Raw genomic sequence first — 18,519 nt, 5'->3', positions numbered from 1 at the left:
CGACATGACCGCGCCAGCTACGACTAGGGCACAGAGAGTAATTCAGTGACAGCACACACCCTCCCCGATCTCGCCACCTTCACCGATGAGGCAGTCGCATGGCTCCAGAGTGTGGCTCCGCCCCGCACCGAATCGGTCTGGGGCAGTGGTTCCGACTCGGTGGCGGTCTTCGAGAACTGGACCGCTGAGCAGGAGCGGGAGCACACCGATGAGATCTCGCGCTACGAGAAGCTCAAGTTCGACGCCGGATGGGGTGCACTGAATTGGCCGACTGAATACGGGGGCCGCGATTTACCGTTGTCGTACGTGCTCGCCTTCCGGCGGGCCGAAGAAGCCTTCGACATTCCCCGTCGCACCGAGATGTTCTCGGTGACACAGCAATTGGTAGCACCGACTATCGCGCAGTGGGGCACCGAGGACCAGAAGGCCCGTTACGTGCGTGCTCTACTGCGCACCGATCTCATCGCCTGCCAGCTGTTCTCCGAAACCGAGGCCGGCTCCGATCTCGCGGCCGTTCGCACCAAGGCAGTTCAGAAACCCAACGACAGATGGCAAATCGACGGCCACAAGGTCTGGACATCGGGCGCCTCGGTGTCCGATTTCGGTGTCGCGGTCTGCCGCACCGACCCGGCCGCCGCCAAACACGCCGGACTAACCGTCTTCCTGGTCCCGATGGACGCCAGCGGTGTCGCCATCCGACCCATCCGGCAGATGACCGGAGGCAGCTCGTTCAACGAGGTCTACCTCGACACCGTCACGCTCGATGACACCTACCGCCTCGGTCCGGTCGGCAAAGGCTGGCAAGTCGCGCTCACCGTACTTGCGGCCGAACGCCTCGACGGCGGCAATCTGGGCCTGGCCAACGCCGATCAGGCTGTGGCGCTGGCCCAGAACCTCGGTCGTGAACTGAGCGAGATCGAGCGCGACAAGGTCGCCGACCTCGTCACCCGCAGCTACCTGCAGCGTGTCAGCAACATGCGGGTTGCGGGCGCCGTGGTGGCCGGTAACAATCCAGGCCCCGAGGCCTCACTCGGAAAGCTCCTGGCCACCGACACTATGGCCCGCACATCCGAGGTCGCCCGGCTGCTGCTCGGCCGCGACCTCACCGCCGATCCCGGGCGGTGGGGATCCTTCGCCTGGAGTGAGCATGTTCTAGGCGCCCCCGGTTACAAAATCGCCGGCGGCACCGACGAGATCCAGCACAATATCATCGCCGAGCGGGTGCTCGGACTACCGAGGGAGCCGCGACCATGACCGGCCCGAATGTCACAATCAGCTCAGATCTGAAATCCAGGGTTGCACAGCGCCTACAGTCCGAGTGCGGGCTCACCATGACCGATTTCCAGGTGCTGCCCGGCGGACACTCCGGTCTCACCTATCGCGTCAGTACCAGCGGGCCCGACGTGGTTATCAAGGCAGTTCCCGAAGGCCAACGCTCGATCGGCCGGCATGACATGCTGCGGCAGGCCACAATTTTGCAGGCACTCGAGCACACCGACGTTCCCGTACCCCACATCCTCACCGTCGACGAGCAGGAACCCGCGTGGTTCGCGATGGAGTTCGTCGCCGGTGAATCACTGGAACCGGTACTCGACGATCCCCCCGTCGAGCCGACGCTTGCTGCCGCGCGTATGCGTCGTGCTGCCGAAGTGCTCCCGCTCTTGCATGCGGTCGACCTCGCATCGATACCGGGGATCTCCGAACCTCTCTCCCCCGAAAAAGAACTGTCGCGATGGGCGAAGACGCTGGGCGCGGTGCCTCCCGAGCTCGTGGTCGGCGGTGACACACTGCTCGCCCTCCTCGAAGCCGATATACCCGAGCCCATCACCCCCACCCTGGTGCACGGTGACTATCGTCTCGGCAACATCCTGTCCCAGGGCCTCGAATCGGTCGCCCTGATCGACTGGGAGATCTGGAGTACCGGTGATCCACGCGTCGAACTCGGCTGGTTTCTCGTCTTCGCGGACGGCAGCAACTTTCCCGGCGTGGGACGAGAGGTGCCTGGGCTGCCCACCGAAGACGAACTCGTCGCGCTCTACACCGGGGGATCCTCGAATCTGCCCGACCAGAAGTGGTTCAACGCACTGGGTCGGCTGAAGATGGCCGCCATCATGGGCCACAACCTGCGTCGCCATCGCGAGGGTCGCCATCACGACCCAGATCAAGAAAAACTCCCGGCCACGATCAATCGTTTGATCGAGACGGGCACCGCCCTGCTACGTCCGTAGACGAGCACCTTCAAACCGCAGGAGTCATCGTGGATTTCGCCTATTCCCCTCGTACCGAGGAATTGAAGGACAAGCTCGAAACTTTCATGGCCGAGCATGTATACCCCGCCGAGGCGGTGTATGACGCACAGATCGCGGCCAACGAGAATCCGCACGAGCAGCCGCAGATCATGCGCGATCTACAGAACATCGCTCGTGAGCGGGGTCTGTGGAATCTGTTCATGTGTCACGACAACCTGGGTGCTGGACTCACCAACCTCGAGTACGCACCACTGGCCGAGGTCGTCGGCCGGTCGATCATTGGCAACGAGGCCATCAACTGCTCGGCCCCCGACACCGGCAACATGGAGATCTTGGCCATGTTCGGCACCGAAGAGCAGAAGCAGCAGTGGCTCAAACCATTGCTGGACTGCAGCATTCGTTCTGCCTTTGCAATGACCGAGCCCTTCGTCGCCAGCTCGGACGCCACCAACATAACCTCGACCATCATCCGTGACGGCGACGAGTACGTGCTCAACGGCCGGAAGTGGTACACCTCCGGGGTCCTGGACCCGGATTGCAAACTCATCATCTTCATGGGCAAGTCCGATCCGGACGGCCCGACCTACCGTCAGCAGAGCATGATCCTGGTTCCAGCTGACGCACCCGGCATCGAGGTCCTACGCGATCTGCCGATGTTCGGATTCAAAGACCGCCTCGGACACGGCGAGGTTCAGTTCACCGACGTACGGGTGCCGGCTAGCAACATGCTGGGTGCCGAGGGTGACGGCTTCGCCATCGCCCAGGGCCGTCTCGGTCCCGGCCGGATGCACTACGCGATGCGTGCGATCGGGATGGCCGAGCGCGCACTCGACATGATGTGCAAACGCTCGTTGGAGCGCATTGCCTTCGGTGGACCGCTGTCCGACCAGGGTGTCGTCCGTGAATGGATTGCTCGCAGCCGCATCGAGATCGACCAAATTCGTCTCCTCGTCCTCAAGTCGGCCTGGCTGATGGACACCAAGGGCAATGCCGCCGCCCGATCAGAAGTGGCCGCGATCAAAGTCTCCGCGATGGAAGTCGCGCACAACGTGGTCAACCGCGCCGTCCAGACGTACGGCGCAGCAGGGGTCAGCGACGACACCATCCTCGCCCGCCTGCACGCCATCACCCGTGCCCTACAGATCGCCGACGGCCCGAACGAAGTGCACCTGCGGACCATCGCACGCCTGGAAGTGAAGAAGCACAAATGAACACAACAGATTTGACCGGCAAGGTCGCTCTTGTCACCGGCGCCAGCCGGGGCCTCGGTCTGGCCATCTCCCGCGGTCTCCTCGAAGTCGGCGCCACTGTGATCGTCTCGAGTCGCAAGATTGAAGCCTGTGAAAGTGCCGTTGCGGAATTGAATGAATCCGGCCCCGGCACCGCACACTCGTTTGCACTGCACGTCGGCAAGTGGGACAGCATCGAACCTGCCGTCGATTCGATCATCGAGCAGTTCGGAAGCATCGACATCGTCGTCAACAACGCAGGTATCGCACCGTTGGCGGAGAATCTGGCTTCGGTCTCCGAAGAACTGTGGGACAAGACCATCGAAGTCAACCTCAAGGGTCCGTTCCGCTTGATGGCCGTTGCCGGTGACCGCATGGCCGCCGCCGGCGGTGGATCGATCATCAACATCTCGAGCATCGGTGCCGAGCGCCCCAGCCCACCCGAGGCGATGTACGCCGCGGCCAAGAACGGACTCAACGCCCTCACCCGCGCATTCGCACAGGAGTACGGCCCCACCGTCCGTGTGAACTGCGTGATGCCCGGCGGTTTCGCCACCGACATGGCAGAGAACTGGGACGATGAGTTCATCGGCAAGATCGTCGACCGCCTGCCGGCAGGCCGCCTCGGGCTGCCCGCCGAAATTGCCGGAATGGTAACCTACCTGGCCTCTGACGCTGCCGGTTACACCACCGGTGCCATCATCCCTGTTGATGGTGGACGAACCGCGGTCTACTGATGCCGACTGGAGAATTGATGACCAACAACAGCTCCGCACGCGAATCAATGCTCACCGCGATGTTCGGGCTATCCGGCCGTGCCGCGATCGTCACCGGGGCGTCGTCGGGACTCGGGCTCGGCTTTGCCCGCACACTCGCCGGCGCCGGCGCCACGGTCTACGCCGCCGCGCGGAGACTCGACCGGCTCCACGCGCTTGGCGATGAGGTCCCCGGCATCGTTCCCGTGCAGTGCGACATCACCGACGACAGTGATCGCAAGGCCCTGGTCGACGAGTGCTACAACCGCTCCGGCCGCCTCGACATCCTGGTCAACAACGCCGGCAAGCCCGGTCCCCCACAAGCCGAACAGGAGACCGCCGAGGGCTTCAACTCGATCCTCGAGGTCAACCTGGTGGCGGGGTTCCACCTGGCCACATACGCGGCCGGCCGCCTCGCCGAGGGCGAGCAGGCGTCATACATCAACATCTCCTCGGTGATCGGTTTGGTGTCCACCGCCCCGATCGGCGGTGCGAGTTATGCCGCATCAAAGGCAGGCACGCTAGGACTCACCCGCGAACTGGCCGGTCAATGGGGCCGCCGGGGTATCCGTGTGAACGCGGTTGTCCCCGGGTGGTTCGATACCGAGATGACCGACGGCCTCTTCAGCAACGACAAGTCCGCGGGCTGGGTACGCCGGAACACCATGCTCGGCCGTGGCGGCACTGACGGTGAGATCAACGGGGCCGTGCTCTTCCTCGCCTCCGACGCGTCGATCTACGTGACTGGTCAGACACTGGTCGTCGACGGTGGTTGGACCGCGCGCTGATGTTGGCCGTCCAGCTCACAGCATGGGGCGAATCACCTGTTGTTCGCGAGGTCCCCGAACCTGCATTCACCGGCAAACAGCTCCTGATCAAGGTCGGCGCGGCCGGGTTGTGCCGTTCCGATCTCGGTGTCATGGACTCCCCGGTCGGGCGGTTCGATTATCCGCTACCCCTGACCCTCGGCCATGAGGTCGCCGGCATCGTCGTCGACGCCGGACCAGAGGGGAAACGCAGCCTGATCGGTGAATCGGTGGTGGTGCACGGCATCTGGTCCTGCCAGGCTTGCCGGAACTGTCGACGCGGTCGACAGAACTACTGCCTCGAGCTCGTCCCCCGGCAGGGCGGTCGCCTCTCACCGATCGGCAACGGTCTCGGTCATCACGGCGGTCTCGCCGAACTCATGGTGGTCCCGTCTGCCGATGTACTCGTTCCCACCGGCGCCCTGCCTGCCGAACAGGCTGCACCGCTGGCTGACGCCGGACTCACCGCCTATCACGCGATTCGTCTGCACAAAGACCTGATCGACAGTGACACTGTTGCCGTGGTCGTCGGAATAGGCGGACTCGGCCACCTGGCCGTCCAGATCCTGCGGGCGCTCGGTGTCCGCCGGATCGTCGCCGTGGACACCCGCGAGCAGGCTCACGAGCTTGCCATCGGTTCGGGCGCGAAGGCATGCCATCTCACACTTGAGGGGGCTGCACGCGACATCGCGACCCTCGGCGGAGCCGATCTGATCTTCGACTTCGTCGGTGCACCACCGACCATCGGACCCGCACCGGGGCTGCTTGCGCCCGGCGGGCGAATCGTCGTCGTCGGCAGCGCCGGCGGACGACTCACCGTCGGCAAAGACCTCGGTTTCGTCAGCGGCTGGCAGGTCGGTGCCCCGTTCTGGGGCACGACCGACGACCTCCGGGACGTGGTTGCGTTGGCACAAGCCGGCACCTTGCATGCAGAGGTTACGAGATTCGGTTTCTCCGAGGTTCGGGATGCCTACCGACAATTACGTTCGGGCTCGTTCGCCGGGCGCGGAGTCCTTGTTCCCGGCCTCTGAGTTCATCCTTTTACGACCGCGACGATGAAAGAGACAGCGCAGTGAAGCAACTTGCACAGGAGATGGTCGCCCGGGCCGAGTCCGACCCCGATGCGGTTGCCGTCATCGACGAGCTGGGGAGCCACACAATCGGGTCGATTGTCGATGCCGCCCGGACACTCGCCGACCGGATCGCAGGCATCGATGAGGCACCGCCCACCGCGCTCATCCAGGCCGACAACACCTGGCATACCTTGGCCACCGCCGTGGCCGTCGGGTTACGGGGCGGCTTGGTCGCCGTCTTCAGCCCCCACGCCACCCAAGCCGAGTTCGAGTTGGCGCTCGAGGACATCACACCTGACATCGTTGTGGCCGATCCGACCTCACTTTCGCACTGGAGCATCGACTCCGCGCGTTTTCCCGACTCGGAACAGGCGTTCGATACGCTCTTGCTGCGTTCGGCCCCCGGAGGGTTCGGCGACATTGCACGCTGGCAGGGTGGCACTGCGATTGCGATGACATCCGGTTCGACTGGACGCCCCAAGTGCGTTGTACAGTCCGAAGAGGCAATCCGGTACGCATGCCAGAGCACGATCGAGACCGTCGGACTGCAACCGGGTGAAGCGATCGGCGCGTTTGTCCCATTGTCTTCGGTGGCTGCATTCTGTTTCGGCATGTACCTGCCGGCCTACCTCGGTGGAACCCTCGTGGCGATCGGTAAGTGGTCGCCCGCCGGGGCAGTCGACGCGATGGCGAAGAACGGTGTTGCGTGGACGATGCTGGTGCCCACCATGGCACTACAGCTCTCGGTGACCGAGGGCTCCGAAGGCAGGCTCTCGACCGTCCGGGCATTGACGGTGGGCGGTGGCCCGATGAACGAGAGTGCGCTCGAGAAGGCCGAGACAACGCTGGGAACCACATTCCTGCGGGTGTTCGGGATGTCCGAGTGCCTGGGCCACACCACACCAGCACTCGAAGACCCCCCGGCCATCCGCCTCGGCCGCGACGGGCGCCCGTTTCCCGGCACCATCGTGCGGGCCGTGGATTCCGACGGTATCCCGGTACCCACTGGTGAGGTCGGCGACGCCCAGGTGAAGGGTCCGTCGATGTTTGTCGGCTACGCACGTGGCGGCGTCCCGGTCCCGCCGATGCTGACCCAGGACGGGTTCCTGCCCACCGGCGATCTGGTGGAGGTCGGCGACGACGGCACCATCCAGGTGATAGGTCGTAAGAAACAGATCATCATCCGCGGTGGCCGCAACATCGACGTCAACGAGATGGAGTCGGCGATCGCCGGCCTTCCCGGTGTCGTCCAAGTATGTGTGGTCCCTGTTCCCGATGAACTCCTCGGCGAGCGAGCTGCAGCGCTGGTGGTCACCGATTGTGAAGATCTGACCCTCACGCGGGTGACGGAACAGCTTGCTGCGGCCGACTTCCCCAAGTTCAAATGGCCCGAGTACGTATTCACCGTTGACGACCTACCTCAGAACCGGGTGGGTAAGCTGTCACGACCCGATGCGGTGAGCATCGCGTCTGCCCTTGCAACCAAGATTGACCCTAATTCACCTCAGGGCAGGTAGAGTCGGGTACGCGTGTACTTGTCTTATCACAGGGGGAGCCATGAGCACTGAGACCGAGGTTCGCCGGGAAAGCCCGCGGTCCAAGCGCAGTCTCATTCTGTCGGTCGCGATCGATCAATTCGGCAAGGTGGGTTACGAACACACCAAGTGGGCGTCGATCGCCGACGAAGTGGGCATCGGCCAGACCGCGCTCTATCACTACTTCGAGTCCAAGGCACACTGTCTGCTGACCATCATGCGGCTCGAGTTGGCCGAATCGGCCGAACGGTTCACCGCCGCCACAGCCGAGACGTCCGACCCGGTCGAAGCATTACGTGCAGCCGTTGCCGCGTCTCTCGAGGCATCGCCGACCGACGCCTCTCAGCGTCGCATCCTGCAGAACCATATGGATTTGCTGGCCACCAAACGTCAGTCGGTCAAAGAGGAGGCCGAGCGCCTCCGGTCTCGCGAACTCGTCGCCAAGATCGAACAAGATTGGACCGACCTCATCACCCGCGGGATCAAATCCGGCGACTTCGTCGATTCCGACGCGCATCTGCTGGGCCGCCTGGTGCTCGCGCTGATCATCAGTGTCTGGCGCTGGTACCGCCCGGGCGGCAAGATCACGCTCGACGAAATTACCACGCTGATTACCGACGCGGCCTTGCGCGTCGTTCGCGCGTAGGTACCTTGCCGTCTGCGCGCTCTCCTGGCGACCCACTGAAATGAACCGAATTCACTTAGGAGACTCGATGTACAATCTCATTCTCATCGCCGCCCGTCCCACCGACTGGACCCACGAGCAGTTTATGACGTGGTGGCGCGGAGGGCATGCCGAAGTCACCTACCCGCTGCCAGGATTGCTGCGTTGGCAGCACACCGAACTTCTCGAATCCTTCGGCAGTCGATCAGAAGGCTGGGACGGCCTCTCGGTCCTGAGCTTTGCATCACGTGAATGCCTCGACGTCGCGTTGGCGAGCCCGGAATGGCAAGCCGCGGTCGACCATGTCGGAACAATGGGTGGTCGGCGAATGATGTGGTATGGCGACGAGAAAACCATGGTTCCCCTCGTCACCACCGCCGAATGACCTCCGAGTGGGCCGAGGCCGGTGCCCACCGAGTCGCCGAAGGCGTCCACCGAATCCCGCTAGAGATGCCGCAAGATGGCTTGCGCGCGATCAACGTGTATGCATTGGAGACCGACAACGGACTGGCGCTGATCGATGGTGGGTGGCATCGCCCGTCGACCCATCACGAACTTTCCGCGGCGCTCACTCAGATCGGCTATTCACCTGCGGACATCCACGACATCTACGTCACCCACGTACATCGCGACCACTACACGTTTGCGGTGGAATTGCGACGCCGCCACGGATCCCGGATCCACCTCGGACGCGCCGAGGCCCCGGGTATTGCCGCCATTGCGAGGCTGGAGAGCAACGTCCCCGAGAGTTCGATCCGCGAACTCCATCGTGCGGGCGACACCGTCATCGCCGAGCAGGCGCGCCGTAGGGCAATCGCCGAGCCTTTCGCTCCCGACGACTGGGAACAGCCCGACATCTGGCTGTCCCCTGGCCCTGTCGACATCGCCGGTCACTCGTTGATTGCCACCCACACGCCCGGGCACACCAAGGGCCACATGATCTTTCACGATCTCGATCGAGGTGTCTGTTACACCGGCGATCACGTGCTACCGACGATCACACCGTCCATCGGGTTCGAACTCGGCAACTGGGAACTACCCCTGGGGCAGTACCTACGGTCTCTGACACTGATGCTCGATGAGCCCGAACGAGTCATGCTGCCCGCCCACGGTCCGGCCGGCACCCACGTCCACGCGCGCTGCCTGGAACTGCTCGAACACCACGACCACCGCTTGAACCAAACTCGTAATGCTGTTGCACGATTGGGGCCGAGCACCGGTCTGCGAGTCGCTCAGGCCCTTACGTGGACGCGCCGAGAGCGCGTATTCGACGCACTCGATTCTTTCAATCAAATGGTCGCTACCTGCGAGACACTGGCACACCTCGACGTCCTCGTCGACCGCGACCTCCTGTCGGTAGCCACCAAAGACGGCGTGGACGTCTTCAGCATGAGCTGAGGAAGTCGAACACACCACAAACGTCCCCATAGAGGTATCCCTCTCCGGATACCTCTATGGGGACAAATTTTTGCTCTCTCGGGGATGAAGCTCGTTCAATCGGCAGTCCAACCACCATCGACGTAGAGTTCGCATCCGGTCACGAACGTCGAATCGTCGCCCGCGAGGAACGCCACCATCGCGGCTACCTCCGACGCTCGGCCCAGCCGTCCCATCGGGGTGTGCGCAACCATCGCTCGATGACGTTCGGTCCCCTCGAAACGTTCGAGCAGCTGTTTGGTCTCGATGAAGCCTGGATGTACCGAATTTACTCGCACACCCTTGGTGGCCCAGTGCAACGCAGCGTTCTTGGTCATCGTCCGCACCGCACCCTTGGCGGCCGCGTAGGCGAAGCTGTTGCCCAGACCGCCCACCGTACCCAGGATCGAACAGATGTTGACAACGGAGCCACCGCCTGTTCGTTCGATAAGACTGCCGGCGTGCTTCATGCCGAGCCAGGTTCCGGTCTGACTCACCGCAATGACCCGGTTGTAGCGGTCGAGGTCCTCGTCGACGACGGTCTCCAGGCTACCGATCGCTCCGTTGTTCACCACAGCGTCGAGCCGCCCGTAACGCCCCGATACAGCGTCGACCACGCTCTGCCACTGCGACTCCTGTGTGATGTCCAGAGCCAGACCCTGGTGCCGGTCGGGCTGTTCCTGCGCCGACACCAGATTCTCGCACGACTGCGCGTCGACGTCGGTGGCCACCACATGGGCGCCCTCATCGGCCAGGCGTGCGACGATCTCGATCCCGATCCCTCCGGTGGCGCCCGTCACGAGCACCACTTTGTCGCGGAGTCTGGTTTTCATCGAAGTCACTGTCCTGAATCCTTTTCCATCACAACTTACTCAGAACGTTGCGGCCACCAAAGATCATTGCGATCACTACACCTACCGTGGTCACCGCCGTCATCAACAAGGCCATCGCGGCCACCATCGGATACGAGCCGTTCTGCCACATGTCGTAGAGCAGGGTACCCATGACCTGCGTGGTGGATGCGCGGACGAGGAGTGACGCCGCGAACTCGTGGGTGAGCAGGATGAAGATCAGTGCCACAGCACTGAAGATCGTGGGCCGCATGAGCGGCAACATAATTCGAAGAGTCGTCACGAACGGGGAGGCTCCACTGGTCGCGGACGCTTCGGTGTAGGTGTTGCCCAGTGACAACATCGAGGTCATCTGCATCCTAACTGCAAAAGGCAGCATCAGGACCACGTACACCAGGATGATCACCGCTCGGGTGCCATAGAGGATGAACGGCGGCTCGGTGTACACCATCAGGAATCCGACACCGAAGATCACGGCCGGAATACCCATCGGCAGTGCCGTTATCACATCTCCGATCAACCCGAGGATCTTGTATCGACGTCCACGGATCAGCAGGTTCGCGATCACGTAGCCGATGGGGATACAGATCACCACGGCGCCGATGGAGGTCACAATGCTCGTGATGACCGATTCCACTATGGAGTTGGTGCGGAACAGCTCTTTGTAGTTTGCGAGCGTGAACAGGTCCCAGCCCAGCGATCCCGACCAGTACGGCGTCAGTGAGACAATGATCAAACCGATCAATGGCAGTACCAGCGCGAACAGGGAGAAAACCGCGATGGTGACAGCTGCCCAGGTTCCTCGGCCGGTGGGGTTCACGAACGATTTTCCCCCATGGGTGACAAACCGGGACTGATCGCCGAGCAAGCCCTTCTGGATGAGGACGACCGCGAGGCCGAAGATGACCAGTGGTGAACCTGCCGCGGCCGCGGCGGCGAAATCCGACGGCGATTGTGAGACCCGTTCGTACATCTCAGTGGTGAGAACTTTGACTCCACTGTTCTGCCCAAGGATCAGTGGACCGGTGAACTGCCCGAGCCCGAGCAACAGCGCGATACCGCCGCCGTAGATCAGCGACGGGCGGAGGAGCGGGAGAACCACTTTGAAAAAGATACCGATGGTTGACGACCCGCTTATCTGCGCGGCCTCGAGGTGTTCGGAACTGATGTTCTGCATCCCGGAGCTGACGAACAAGTACACGAAGGACGTGAGCCCGAAACCGGTGAGAATAATGATCCACGGCACTGAGTAGACGTCCACGGGCCCGGATTCGAGACTGCTCCACCACGGGAGTTTGCGCAGCAAGACGTTGAGATAACCGGGTCCGGGTGACAGCAGGAACGCCCACCCGACGATGCTTGCGACCGCGGGCATGACGATCGGCAGGATCGGGATCATCTTGAGCCAGCCGAGTCTCGAGGGAAGACGACTTGCAGCATAGGCAAGAAGCGTGCCTAAAACCATGGCGATCACCAGTGACCCGACCGCCAGGGCGGCGGTGGTCCCGAGGGTCTTGGCAATGTCGTATCGGCCGTACTGCGATTTGTAGCCGGCAGCACCGTCCTCGAATGCCAGTATCTGCAGACGGACCATGGGCAGGACAACGAGGTACGCGAGCACCGCGAGCAGGACGATGTAGCCGCTCCGAGCGCGCCAATGTGTCGGGATCGAGAACGATCGTGCGGGTGCCACTGCAGTCATAGTCGTCATGACGCGGTTCCTCCACTGCCTGCCGCGACCAGATCGGGCTCGGCAACTGCCGAACCATTGGGTTCGCCGTAGACCCGCAGGCTGTCGGGCGAGAAGCTGATCACCAACGGCGCACCGGGCGTCATCTGACGCAGCCGCGCTCCGTGTTCGGATGCCTTGGCCCGCAACGCCAACGGCTCGGAACCGGTCTTGACCGAGACGTCGAAGTATCGGCCGGCGTATTCGTAGTCGACAAGTTCGGCGTGAAGGGGAACGTTGCCCACCGGGACATCCTGTAATGACTCATGGAGGAACACATCGTCCGGACGGAAGCGGGCGACTGCGCTGGTGCCCTCGTCGGCCCGGTCGCGCACTACGGCTCCACTGAGATCGATGCCGTCACCTGCGTTGGTCTTCCAGCCTTCGTGGCCACGCTTGAGTTCGAGTCGATTGCCCATCCCGATGAAGGCGGCGACGTATTCGGACGCCGGCATCTCGAAGACATGCTCGGGAGCGTCGTACTGTTCGATCCTGCCAGACTTCATGATTGCCAGACGATCGCCCAGCGCGAAGGCCTCAGCCTGATCATGCGTGACAAAAACGGCTGTGAATCCGATCCTCTGGTGCAGCTGGTGGATCTGCGACCGTACTTGATCGCGGAGACGGGCATCGAGGTTGCTCAACGGTTCGTCGAACAACATCAGGTCCGGTTGGGCGACCAGTCCGCGAGCCACCGCGACGCGCTGCTGCTGACCACCACTGAGCTGGGACGGGTACCGGTCGAGTAGCGCGCCGCAATCGACCATGTCCGCGGCCACTTCCACCGATCCGTCGGAGATCGCTTTCTTGAGTTTGCGGACCTTGAGCGGGTACGTGATGTTGTCGCGGACAGTCATGTGCGGCCACAACGCATAGGACTGGAACACCATCCCGATATTGCGCTTGTGCGCGGGGATATCGATCTTGGTGCTCGCATCGAAGACCGTCTTGTTCCCGAATTCGATCGAACCACCTTGCGGGGTCTCGAGGCCGGCCAGGCAACGTAGGGTCGTGGTCTTGCCGCAACCGCTGGGTCCGAGCAGGACCAGGAACTCGCCTTCCTCGATATCCAGGTCGAGTTCATCGACGACCACATTCGATCCGTAACTCTTGTTCAGACCGGAAACTTTGAATTGGGAGGTCATTTCGAGACGCTTTCTGTGAAGATCTTTGGTGTACGTACACCGGCGGCCTGACCACCGTCGATGATGAGGTCGGTTCCGGTGATGTAGGCACTGTCATCGGTGGCGAGGAAGCGGATCGTCTTGGCCACCTCCTCCGAAGAACCTCGTCGCTGCATCGGGATACTGCGCACGTAGGCGGTGGTGTCGTCCGCCGCGAAGTCCGGCACGGAAGTGATCTCGGTTTCGATGCTCCCTGGACACACCGCGTTGACACGGATCCCGCGGTCGGCCAATTCAAGGGCGGCAACCCTGGTCAGCACCCGAACGCCGGACTTCGCGGCACCGTACGCCCCGAGTTCGGCGGTGGCCAAAACACCCCGCAGGGAGGCCAGGTTGACGATGGATCCGCCGTCGACCATGGCCTCGGCTGCGGCTTTGATCCCGAGGAATGTACCGATCAGGTTGAGGTCGAGCATCTTCCGAAAACCGTCCGGAGATGTCTGTTGGAGTGGAGCCTTGATGGCCGCACCCGCACTGTTGACCAGAACCCCGAGCGCGTGCCCGTTGGCGGCTATCGCCGATGTCGCGGCAGCCCAGTTTTCTTCACTCGTCACGTCGAGATGGAGATAGTGGGCGGCCGGACCCAAGGCATGTGCCCGCGCCTGTCCCGCAGCATCATCGACATCGCCGAGATACACTGTTGCACCCTGTGCGGCAAAGAGTTCGGCGCTTGCGCCACCGATACCACCGGATGCACCGGTCACCAATACGGTGAGTCCACGCAGCGACGTCGCCATGTCATCCATCGTCGTATTACCTTTCGAGTGTTGACCGGTGCTCAGCTCTGGAAGAGATTCGTCCACCTTTGGGGCGTACTGATCAACCTGGTCAAAGCCAGATCGTCGGCCTCGGGCGACGCGATGTCCTTCGCCCCGACACCTGAACCCGGGATCTCGGGGAGGGCTGCGGCGTAGCCGCCGTTCAGTGCGCTCCGGCCTCCGCGGGTCCCCAGGAAGTCCGCGAGCACCTGTGCCGTATTCAGGTGCGGCACGCCCTCGATAGCCTCTGTGAACCGAGGGACCCCAATTGTTGGGGGGCAATGCCCAGTCAACCGGAGCCCCGGCGTTGACCTCGGTCACAAGCGGACAATCCCCTCGACCGCGCTGTTCGACAGGCCCGACGAACCACCACAGACGACGACGCCGGGCGTCGCCATGGTCCTGGCCGCAGCTCCGGCAACCTTGGAAAAGGCCTTCATGTCTGTTTCCCTTCAAACTGAACGTGAGCTCTCGGCCAAGGCAGGAAGCAATCGGCGTGAACCAAACTGAACTGATGTCAGTTTGAAGCTATCGGCCGCAACCTGTGATGTCAATCACGACCAGAAAATTGAAGTGAATTTGTTTCGATTTTTCTGAGTGGTTCACGCGGAGGGCGTGACTGAACCCGCCGCTCATTCCGGGTCTGACAAGGGGGCGGAGACGCCCGGTCAGCGCGCCGTGACAGCTGCGGTCAGCCCGAAAACCAAGGCGGACGCGATCCCGCCGGCATAAGCCCGATGCCAGAGGCCGCCGGCGTCGGAGCCGGCCGCCAGCAATCCGGCGATCGGAGCGCCGTCCGCGCCCAGCACCCGCGCGTGATCATCGATCCGGATGCCATGGAACGGAAAGGTGATGGCCGGAGCAGCCTCGATGAAGTAATACGGCCCCTCCGCCAGCGACGCACGATCACGAGTACGGCCAGGCGAAAGATGATCACCGGCATCGGCGGCGCGATTGAATTCCGCAACTGCCGCAGCGATAGCCTTGCCGTCGTATCCCCATTCCTCAGGTAGGTATTCGAACTCGTCGAGATCTTCGGCCATACCGACCCTTCCACCTCGCCTGTTGGCGAGATCGAACTTGTCGAGAGCGATGGCGCCTTCGACATAGGACGCCAACATCCAGTCGCGATGGACGCGTGCGTCCGCGATCAAGAGTCCACGACTCTCGGGCTGGCCGAGGAGAGCCATAGTGGTCAGATGGTCACCGAGCGTCTCGTCGACGAAGCGTTCGTTGTTCAGGTTGAACAGCAGAGCATGTTCGCTGTAGTAGAGCGACATGTCCACGAAGTCGGAGGGGTCGGCCAGCTCGACACCACTGGGGATCAGGTGCCCGTAGAAGCCCGCATCCTCAGACCCGGTCGAAGCACCCACCGCCGAGGCCAGCCGGTACCCGACACCACAGCTGTTCGGATTCGACCGGAGCTGCATCTTCCCGGCGTCGGGGTGCACGTGCTCGGCAAGAAGTTCTTTGTCGCCCTGGAATCCACCGGTCGCGAGCAACGTGTTGAGCGAGCGGATCTCGCGGACCACACCATCGACGCGCACCGTCGCACCGACGACACCACCGTTCTCCACAAGCAGATCCTCGGTGTCCGCGCGGAGCACAAGTTCTCCCCCGGCGTCGACGACAATCCGCCGGCAGGTGTCGAGATAATGGTTGGTGTCGAACTTGTGACCCTGACCACCGAAATCCAGGATGCGCTGGGCATCGTCGACGTCGATACCCACAGATCGGATCCACTCGATCCCGTGGGCGAAGCGATCGACCAGAGCTCGTTTGAGTGACTCGTCTCCACTTGGGTTCTCGGCGTTCATGATCTCGTACGTCGGCGCGGTCCAGGCATAGCCGGCAAACCGAGCGGATCCGCCGACGTCGCCGCTGACCTCGACCAGGCATACTTTCTTGCCGTTGCGCGCAGAGTTGGCTGCGGCGGTCAGCCCGGCCATACCCGCACCGATAACCAGGAGGTCAAAAGCTCCGCTGGACATGATCTTCCTCACTTCCGGCGGCCGGGTCGGCCGGGTCTGGCGACCCGACCAGCCACCACGATAGGGCCGTGACATGCAGCTTACGGCACTAGAACTGATTTCGGTTCAATTAGATTTTCACGAACCTGGAGACGTGTCAACGAACACCCCGCCAAAAGGAGAGCGTCAGTACACACACCACTTGCGTTGTGTGCTGCATCACTCTATGTTGAACTGAATTGACTTCAGTCCAGGAAGGACCAGACATGAAACACAAGTGCATCCGCGCGGCGGTGACAGCGGCCCTTGCCGCCCTCACGCTGACCGCGTGCGGTAGCAGCTCGTCGGGTACATCCGAGCCGGTTTCGGGTTCCTGGGACGACGTGATCGCCGCGGCGAACGAGGAAGGCAAGGTGACGATCTACTCGACGCAGGCCGCACCGCGCCTGGCGGCACTCGAGGGGGCATTCGAAGCCGCCTATCCGGCGATCGATCTCGAAGTGGTTCGTGGTGTGGACGCCGACCTCCTGTCCAAGATCGACGCCGAAAGCAGGTCCGGCAAAGGCATTGGAGACGTCGCCGTCATCACTGACGTCTCCTGGATGGACGCCAACAACGACACCGACGCTGCGGGCAAGCTGATCGGCCCGAACTTCGACAACCCAGAATACGAGCGCGATACCAGCATCATCGCCGACCGCTTCTTCCTCGAGGGAGCAGTCCTCCTCGGATTCGGCTGGAACACGTCCTTGTTACCGAGCGGCATCTCGACGCCTCAGGATTTCCTGGAGCCGGCACTGAAAGGCAAGATTGGCATCGTGAACCCGGCCACGTCGCCCACCTACCTCGACTACTACTCACACATCGAAAAGTACTACGGCGGACGTGAAGTGCTGGAACAGATTGCAGACCAGAATCCGCGCATCTACCCCAGCAATCAGCCGCTTGCCCAGGCGATCGCCTCCGGCGAGATTTCCGCAGGGCTGATGGCAGACCCGATGCTGCCCAACAAAGAAGCCGGCGCGCCGGTCGAATGGGCTGCCGGCGAGCATATCTGGGGCGCCAAGTGGTACGGGCTCGTACTGGGCACGTCACCCCACCCGAATGCCGCACAAGTCCTCGCCAATTTCATGGTGAGTCAGCCGGGCCAGGCTGCCACCTCTGTTGGGTACAGCTCCGCGCTACCCGACGTCGAAGGATCGTTGGCTCGCGCACAGGAGGTCCCCGACCAGAACGTCGAGGTGACCACTGGCGATGGTGCAGAACGTTACCGCGACGAACTCGAAAAGACCTTCAACTGAAGCCGCGCCCGCTCACCCTCGTGCTGTCACCACCGGCAGCAGCACGCGGGTTCGTGCGTCCTGGACCCGAGCTACCGGGATCTGGATCCAACTGAAAGGCAACAGATGACCGACAATCAGTTCGCAGGAAAGATCGCCGTCGTGACCGGCGCCGGATCCGGCATCGGTGCAGCAACCGCACGAGCGCTCGCCGATCGCGGTGCCCTTGCCGTCTATTTATGCGACGTGGACAAGGACGCAGCCGAGGCTGTAGCCGCCACCATCGACGTGGGACAGGCCATCGGCCTCGACGTCAGCGATTCGGCCGCGGTCGCCACCGCCTTCGAACTCGTCGTAGCGGCCCAGGGCCGGATCGACGTGGTGGTTCATGCCGCGGGCGTCGATGATCCGACGAGCAAGCAACGCATGTACGACGCCGCAGAGAAGGGCGAACCGATCGATATCCTCGCGCACCTCGAGGATGACAACTGGCGGCGAATCATGTCCATCAACCTCGACGGAACATTCTTCGTTCTGCGTGAGGCCGTACGCGCAATGAAACCTGTTGGAAGCGGAGCGATTGTGACGATCGGCTCGTCGTCGGCCTTCGACACACTCATCGGCTACCCGCACTATTCAGCATCCAAAGCCGGGGTCCACGCGCTTAGTCAGTCTGTGGCCAAAGAAGTTGCACCATTCGGGATCCGCGTGAACACCGTCGCTCCCGGTCCGGTTGACACCGGGATGGCCAGCCGCACCCCGGCACATCTACGGGAGGCGATGGCCAAGAGCGGCGCCCGCGGTTACGCAACACCAGAAGAACTCGCCGACAACATCCTGTATCTGGCATCGGACGCTGCAAGCAACGTGGTCGGCGCGGTGCTGTTGAGCAACGGTGGTCGCTTCACGGTCTGAAAACCTACGCGACAGCAACCCACAGCCATATCAGAGACCGTCCGGCTCGCCATTCTCCCATCGAAAGTTTCGCCCATCACGACCGCAACTCGGGTCATCTGTCCG

General features: G+C 62.6%; 19 protein-coding genes. 12 read left to right on the top strand and 7 right to left on the bottom strand.

The annotated features are described in order from the left end of the window. Positions 1-45: 45 nt before the first annotated feature. The 10 genes from HYG77_RS25055 (at position 46) to HYG77_RS25010 (ending at position 9,709) form a co-directional block, all read left to right on the top strand. A complete protein-coding gene (locus HYG77_RS25055) occupies positions 46-1,254 on the top strand; it encodes an acyl-CoA dehydrogenase family protein (protein ID WP_208960976.1) in 1,209 nt (402 codons plus the stop codon). Continuing rightward, positions 1,251-2,228, top strand: a complete 978-nt coding sequence (locus HYG77_RS25050; protein ID WP_109332047.1) for a phosphotransferase family protein — start codon at positions 1,251-1,253, stop codon at positions 2,226-2,228. The genes HYG77_RS25055 and HYG77_RS25050 overlap by 4 nt, the downstream gene beginning before the upstream one ends. A gap of 29 nt (positions 2,229-2,257) precedes the next feature. Next, positions 2,258-3,460, top strand: a complete 1,203-nt coding sequence (locus tag HYG77_RS25045; RefSeq protein ID WP_208960975.1) for an acyl-CoA dehydrogenase family protein — start codon at positions 2,258-2,260, stop codon at positions 3,458-3,460. After that, positions 3,457-4,215, top strand: a complete 759-nt coding sequence (locus tag HYG77_RS25040; protein ID WP_208960974.1) for a glucose 1-dehydrogenase — start codon at positions 3,457-3,459, stop codon at positions 4,213-4,215. The genes HYG77_RS25045 and HYG77_RS25040 overlap by 4 nt, the downstream gene beginning before the upstream one ends. 17 nt (positions 4,216-4,232) lie before the next feature. Continuing rightward, complete coding sequence (locus HYG77_RS25035) at positions 4,233-5,021, top strand: SDR family oxidoreductase (protein ID WP_208960973.1); 789 nt, start codon at positions 4,233-4,235, stop codon at positions 5,019-5,021. After that, positions 5,021-6,070, top strand: a complete 1,050-nt coding sequence (locus HYG77_RS25030) for an alcohol dehydrogenase catalytic domain-containing protein (RefSeq protein ID WP_208960972.1) — start codon at positions 5,021-5,023, stop codon at positions 6,068-6,070. The genes HYG77_RS25035 and HYG77_RS25030 overlap by 1 nt, the downstream gene beginning before the upstream one ends. A 41-nt stretch (positions 6,071-6,111) precedes the next feature. Continuing rightward, complete coding sequence (locus tag HYG77_RS25025; RefSeq protein WP_208960971.1) at positions 6,112-7,629, top strand: class I adenylate-forming enzyme family protein; 1,518 nt, start codon at positions 6,112-6,114, stop codon at positions 7,627-7,629. Between the two features lie 40 nt (positions 7,630-7,669). Then, entirely contained in the window at positions 7,670-8,293 is a 624-nt protein-coding gene (locus tag HYG77_RS25020) for a TetR/AcrR family transcriptional regulator (RefSeq protein WP_109332053.1), read from the top strand. A 67-nt stretch (positions 8,294-8,360) separates the two neighbouring features. Beyond that, positions 8,361-8,696 (top strand): EthD domain-containing protein, encoded by a 336-nt coding sequence (locus HYG77_RS25015; protein WP_208960970.1) that lies wholly within the window; start codon positions 8,361-8,363, stop codon positions 8,694-8,696. Then, complete coding sequence (locus HYG77_RS25010) at positions 8,693-9,709, top strand: MBL fold metallo-hydrolase (protein ID WP_109332056.1); 1,017 nt, start codon at positions 8,693-8,695, stop codon at positions 9,707-9,709. Before HYG77_RS25015 ends, HYG77_RS25010 begins: the two co-directional genes overlap by 4 nt. A gap of 95 nt (positions 9,710-9,804) precedes the next feature. Here HYG77_RS25010 and HYG77_RS25005 read toward each other — a convergent pair whose 3' ends face one another. The 7 genes from HYG77_RS25005 to HYG77_RS24980 form a co-directional block, all read right to left on the bottom strand. Beyond that, entirely contained in the window at positions 9,805-10,560 is a 756-nt protein-coding gene (locus HYG77_RS25005) for an SDR family oxidoreductase (RefSeq protein WP_208960969.1), read from the bottom strand. A 28-nt stretch (positions 10,561-10,588) separates the two neighbouring features. After that, positions 10,589-12,289 carry an iron ABC transporter permease gene (locus tag HYG77_RS25000; protein ID WP_109332058.1) on the bottom strand — a complete coding sequence of 567 codons (1,701 nt, stop codon included), beginning with the start codon at positions 12,287-12,289 and terminating at the stop codon, positions 10,589-10,591. Then, complete coding sequence (locus HYG77_RS24995; RefSeq protein ID WP_208960968.1) at positions 12,286-13,452, bottom strand: ABC transporter ATP-binding protein; 1,167 nt, start codon at positions 13,450-13,452, stop codon at positions 12,286-12,288. The genes HYG77_RS25000 and HYG77_RS24995 overlap by 4 nt, the downstream gene beginning before the upstream one ends. After that, entirely contained in the window at positions 13,449-14,237 is a 789-nt protein-coding gene (locus tag HYG77_RS24990) for an SDR family oxidoreductase (RefSeq protein ID WP_109332062.1), read from the bottom strand. The genes HYG77_RS24995 and HYG77_RS24990 overlap by 4 nt, the downstream gene beginning before the upstream one ends. Positions 14,238-14,269: 32 nt before the next feature. Continuing rightward, positions 14,270-14,482 (bottom strand): hypothetical protein, encoded by a 213-nt coding sequence (locus HYG77_RS24985; protein WP_109332063.1) that lies wholly within the window; start codon positions 14,480-14,482, stop codon positions 14,270-14,272. 84 nt (positions 14,483-14,566) lie between these two features. Continuing rightward, a complete protein-coding gene (locus HYG77_RS40730; protein WP_280123279.1) occupies positions 14,567-14,689 on the bottom strand; it encodes a hypothetical protein in 123 nt (40 codons plus the stop codon). Between the two features lie 228 nt (positions 14,690-14,917). Next, positions 14,918-16,240 (bottom strand): FAD-dependent oxidoreductase, encoded by a 1,323-nt coding sequence (locus HYG77_RS24980; protein WP_208960967.1) that lies wholly within the window; start codon positions 16,238-16,240, stop codon positions 14,918-14,920. A gap of 362 nt (positions 16,241-16,602) precedes the next feature. Between HYG77_RS24980 and HYG77_RS24975 the strand changes: the two genes are divergently transcribed. Next, positions 16,603-17,520, top strand: a complete 918-nt coding sequence (locus HYG77_RS24975; protein WP_244373110.1) for an extracellular solute-binding protein — start codon at positions 16,603-16,605, stop codon at positions 17,518-17,520. A gap of 105 nt (positions 17,521-17,625) precedes the next feature. Further along, the gene (locus HYG77_RS24970) at positions 17,626-18,414 is read left to right on the top strand and encodes an SDR family NAD(P)-dependent oxidoreductase (protein WP_208960965.1); all 789 of its coding nucleotides are present in this window, start codon (positions 17,626-17,628) and stop codon (positions 18,412-18,414) included. The last annotated feature ends 105 nt before the right edge of the window (positions 18,415-18,519 follow it).

Source organism: Rhodococcus sp. ZPP (genome assembly GCF_017656075.1).
GTDB classification, from domain to species: domain Bacteria; phylum Actinomycetota; class Actinomycetes; order Mycobacteriales; family Mycobacteriaceae; genus Rhodococcus_F; species Rhodococcus_F oxybenzonivorans.
The sequence above is the reverse complement of the archived record's forward strand: the minus strand, read 5'-3'. Positions and strand labels throughout refer to the sequence as shown.

Coding starts and splice junctions, on each gene's coding strand:
- HYG77_RS25050 (WP_109332047.1), top strand. CDS start 1,251: ATGACCGGCCCGAATGTCACAATCAGCTCAGATCTGAAATCCAGGGTT.
- HYG77_RS25040 (WP_208960974.1), top strand. CDS start 3,457: ATGAACACAACAGATTTGACCGGCAAGGTCGCTCTTGTCACCGGCGCC.
- HYG77_RS25035 (WP_208960973.1), top strand. CDS start 4,233: ATGACCAACAACAGCTCCGCACGCGAATCAATGCTCACCGCGATGTTC.
- HYG77_RS25030 (WP_208960972.1), top strand. CDS start 5,021: ATGTTGGCCGTCCAGCTCACAGCATGGGGCGAATCACCTGTTGTTCGC.
- HYG77_RS25020 (WP_109332053.1), top strand. CDS start 7,670: ATGAGCACTGAGACCGAGGTTCGCCGGGAAAGCCCGCGGTCCAAGCGC.
- HYG77_RS25015 (WP_208960970.1), top strand. CDS start 8,361: ATGTACAATCTCATTCTCATCGCCGCCCGTCCCACCGACTGGACCCAC.
- HYG77_RS25010 (WP_109332056.1), top strand. CDS start 8,693: ATGACCTCCGAGTGGGCCGAGGCCGGTGCCCACCGAGTCGCCGAAGGC.
- HYG77_RS25005 (WP_208960969.1), bottom strand. CDS start 10,560: ATGAAAACCAGACTCCGCGACAAAGTGGTGCTCGTGACGGGCGCCACC.
- HYG77_RS25000 (WP_109332058.1), bottom strand. CDS start 12,289: ATGACGACTATGACTGCAGTGGCACCCGCACGATCGTTCTCGATCCCG.
- HYG77_RS24995 (WP_208960968.1), bottom strand. CDS start 13,452: ATGACCTCCCAATTCAAAGTTTCCGGTCTGAACAAGAGTTACGGATCG.
- HYG77_RS24990 (WP_109332062.1), bottom strand. CDS start 14,237: ATGGATGACATGGCGACGTCGCTGCGTGGACTCACCGTATTGGTGACC.
- HYG77_RS40730 (WP_280123279.1), bottom strand. CDS start 14,689: ATGAAGGCCTTTTCCAAGGTTGCCGGAGCTGCGGCCAGGACCATGGCG.
- HYG77_RS24980 (WP_208960967.1), bottom strand. CDS start 16,240: ATGTCCAGCGGAGCTTTTGACCTCCTGGTTATCGGTGCGGGTATGGCC.
- HYG77_RS24970 (WP_208960965.1), top strand. CDS start 17,626: ATGACCGACAATCAGTTCGCAGGAAAGATCGCCGTCGTGACCGGCGCC.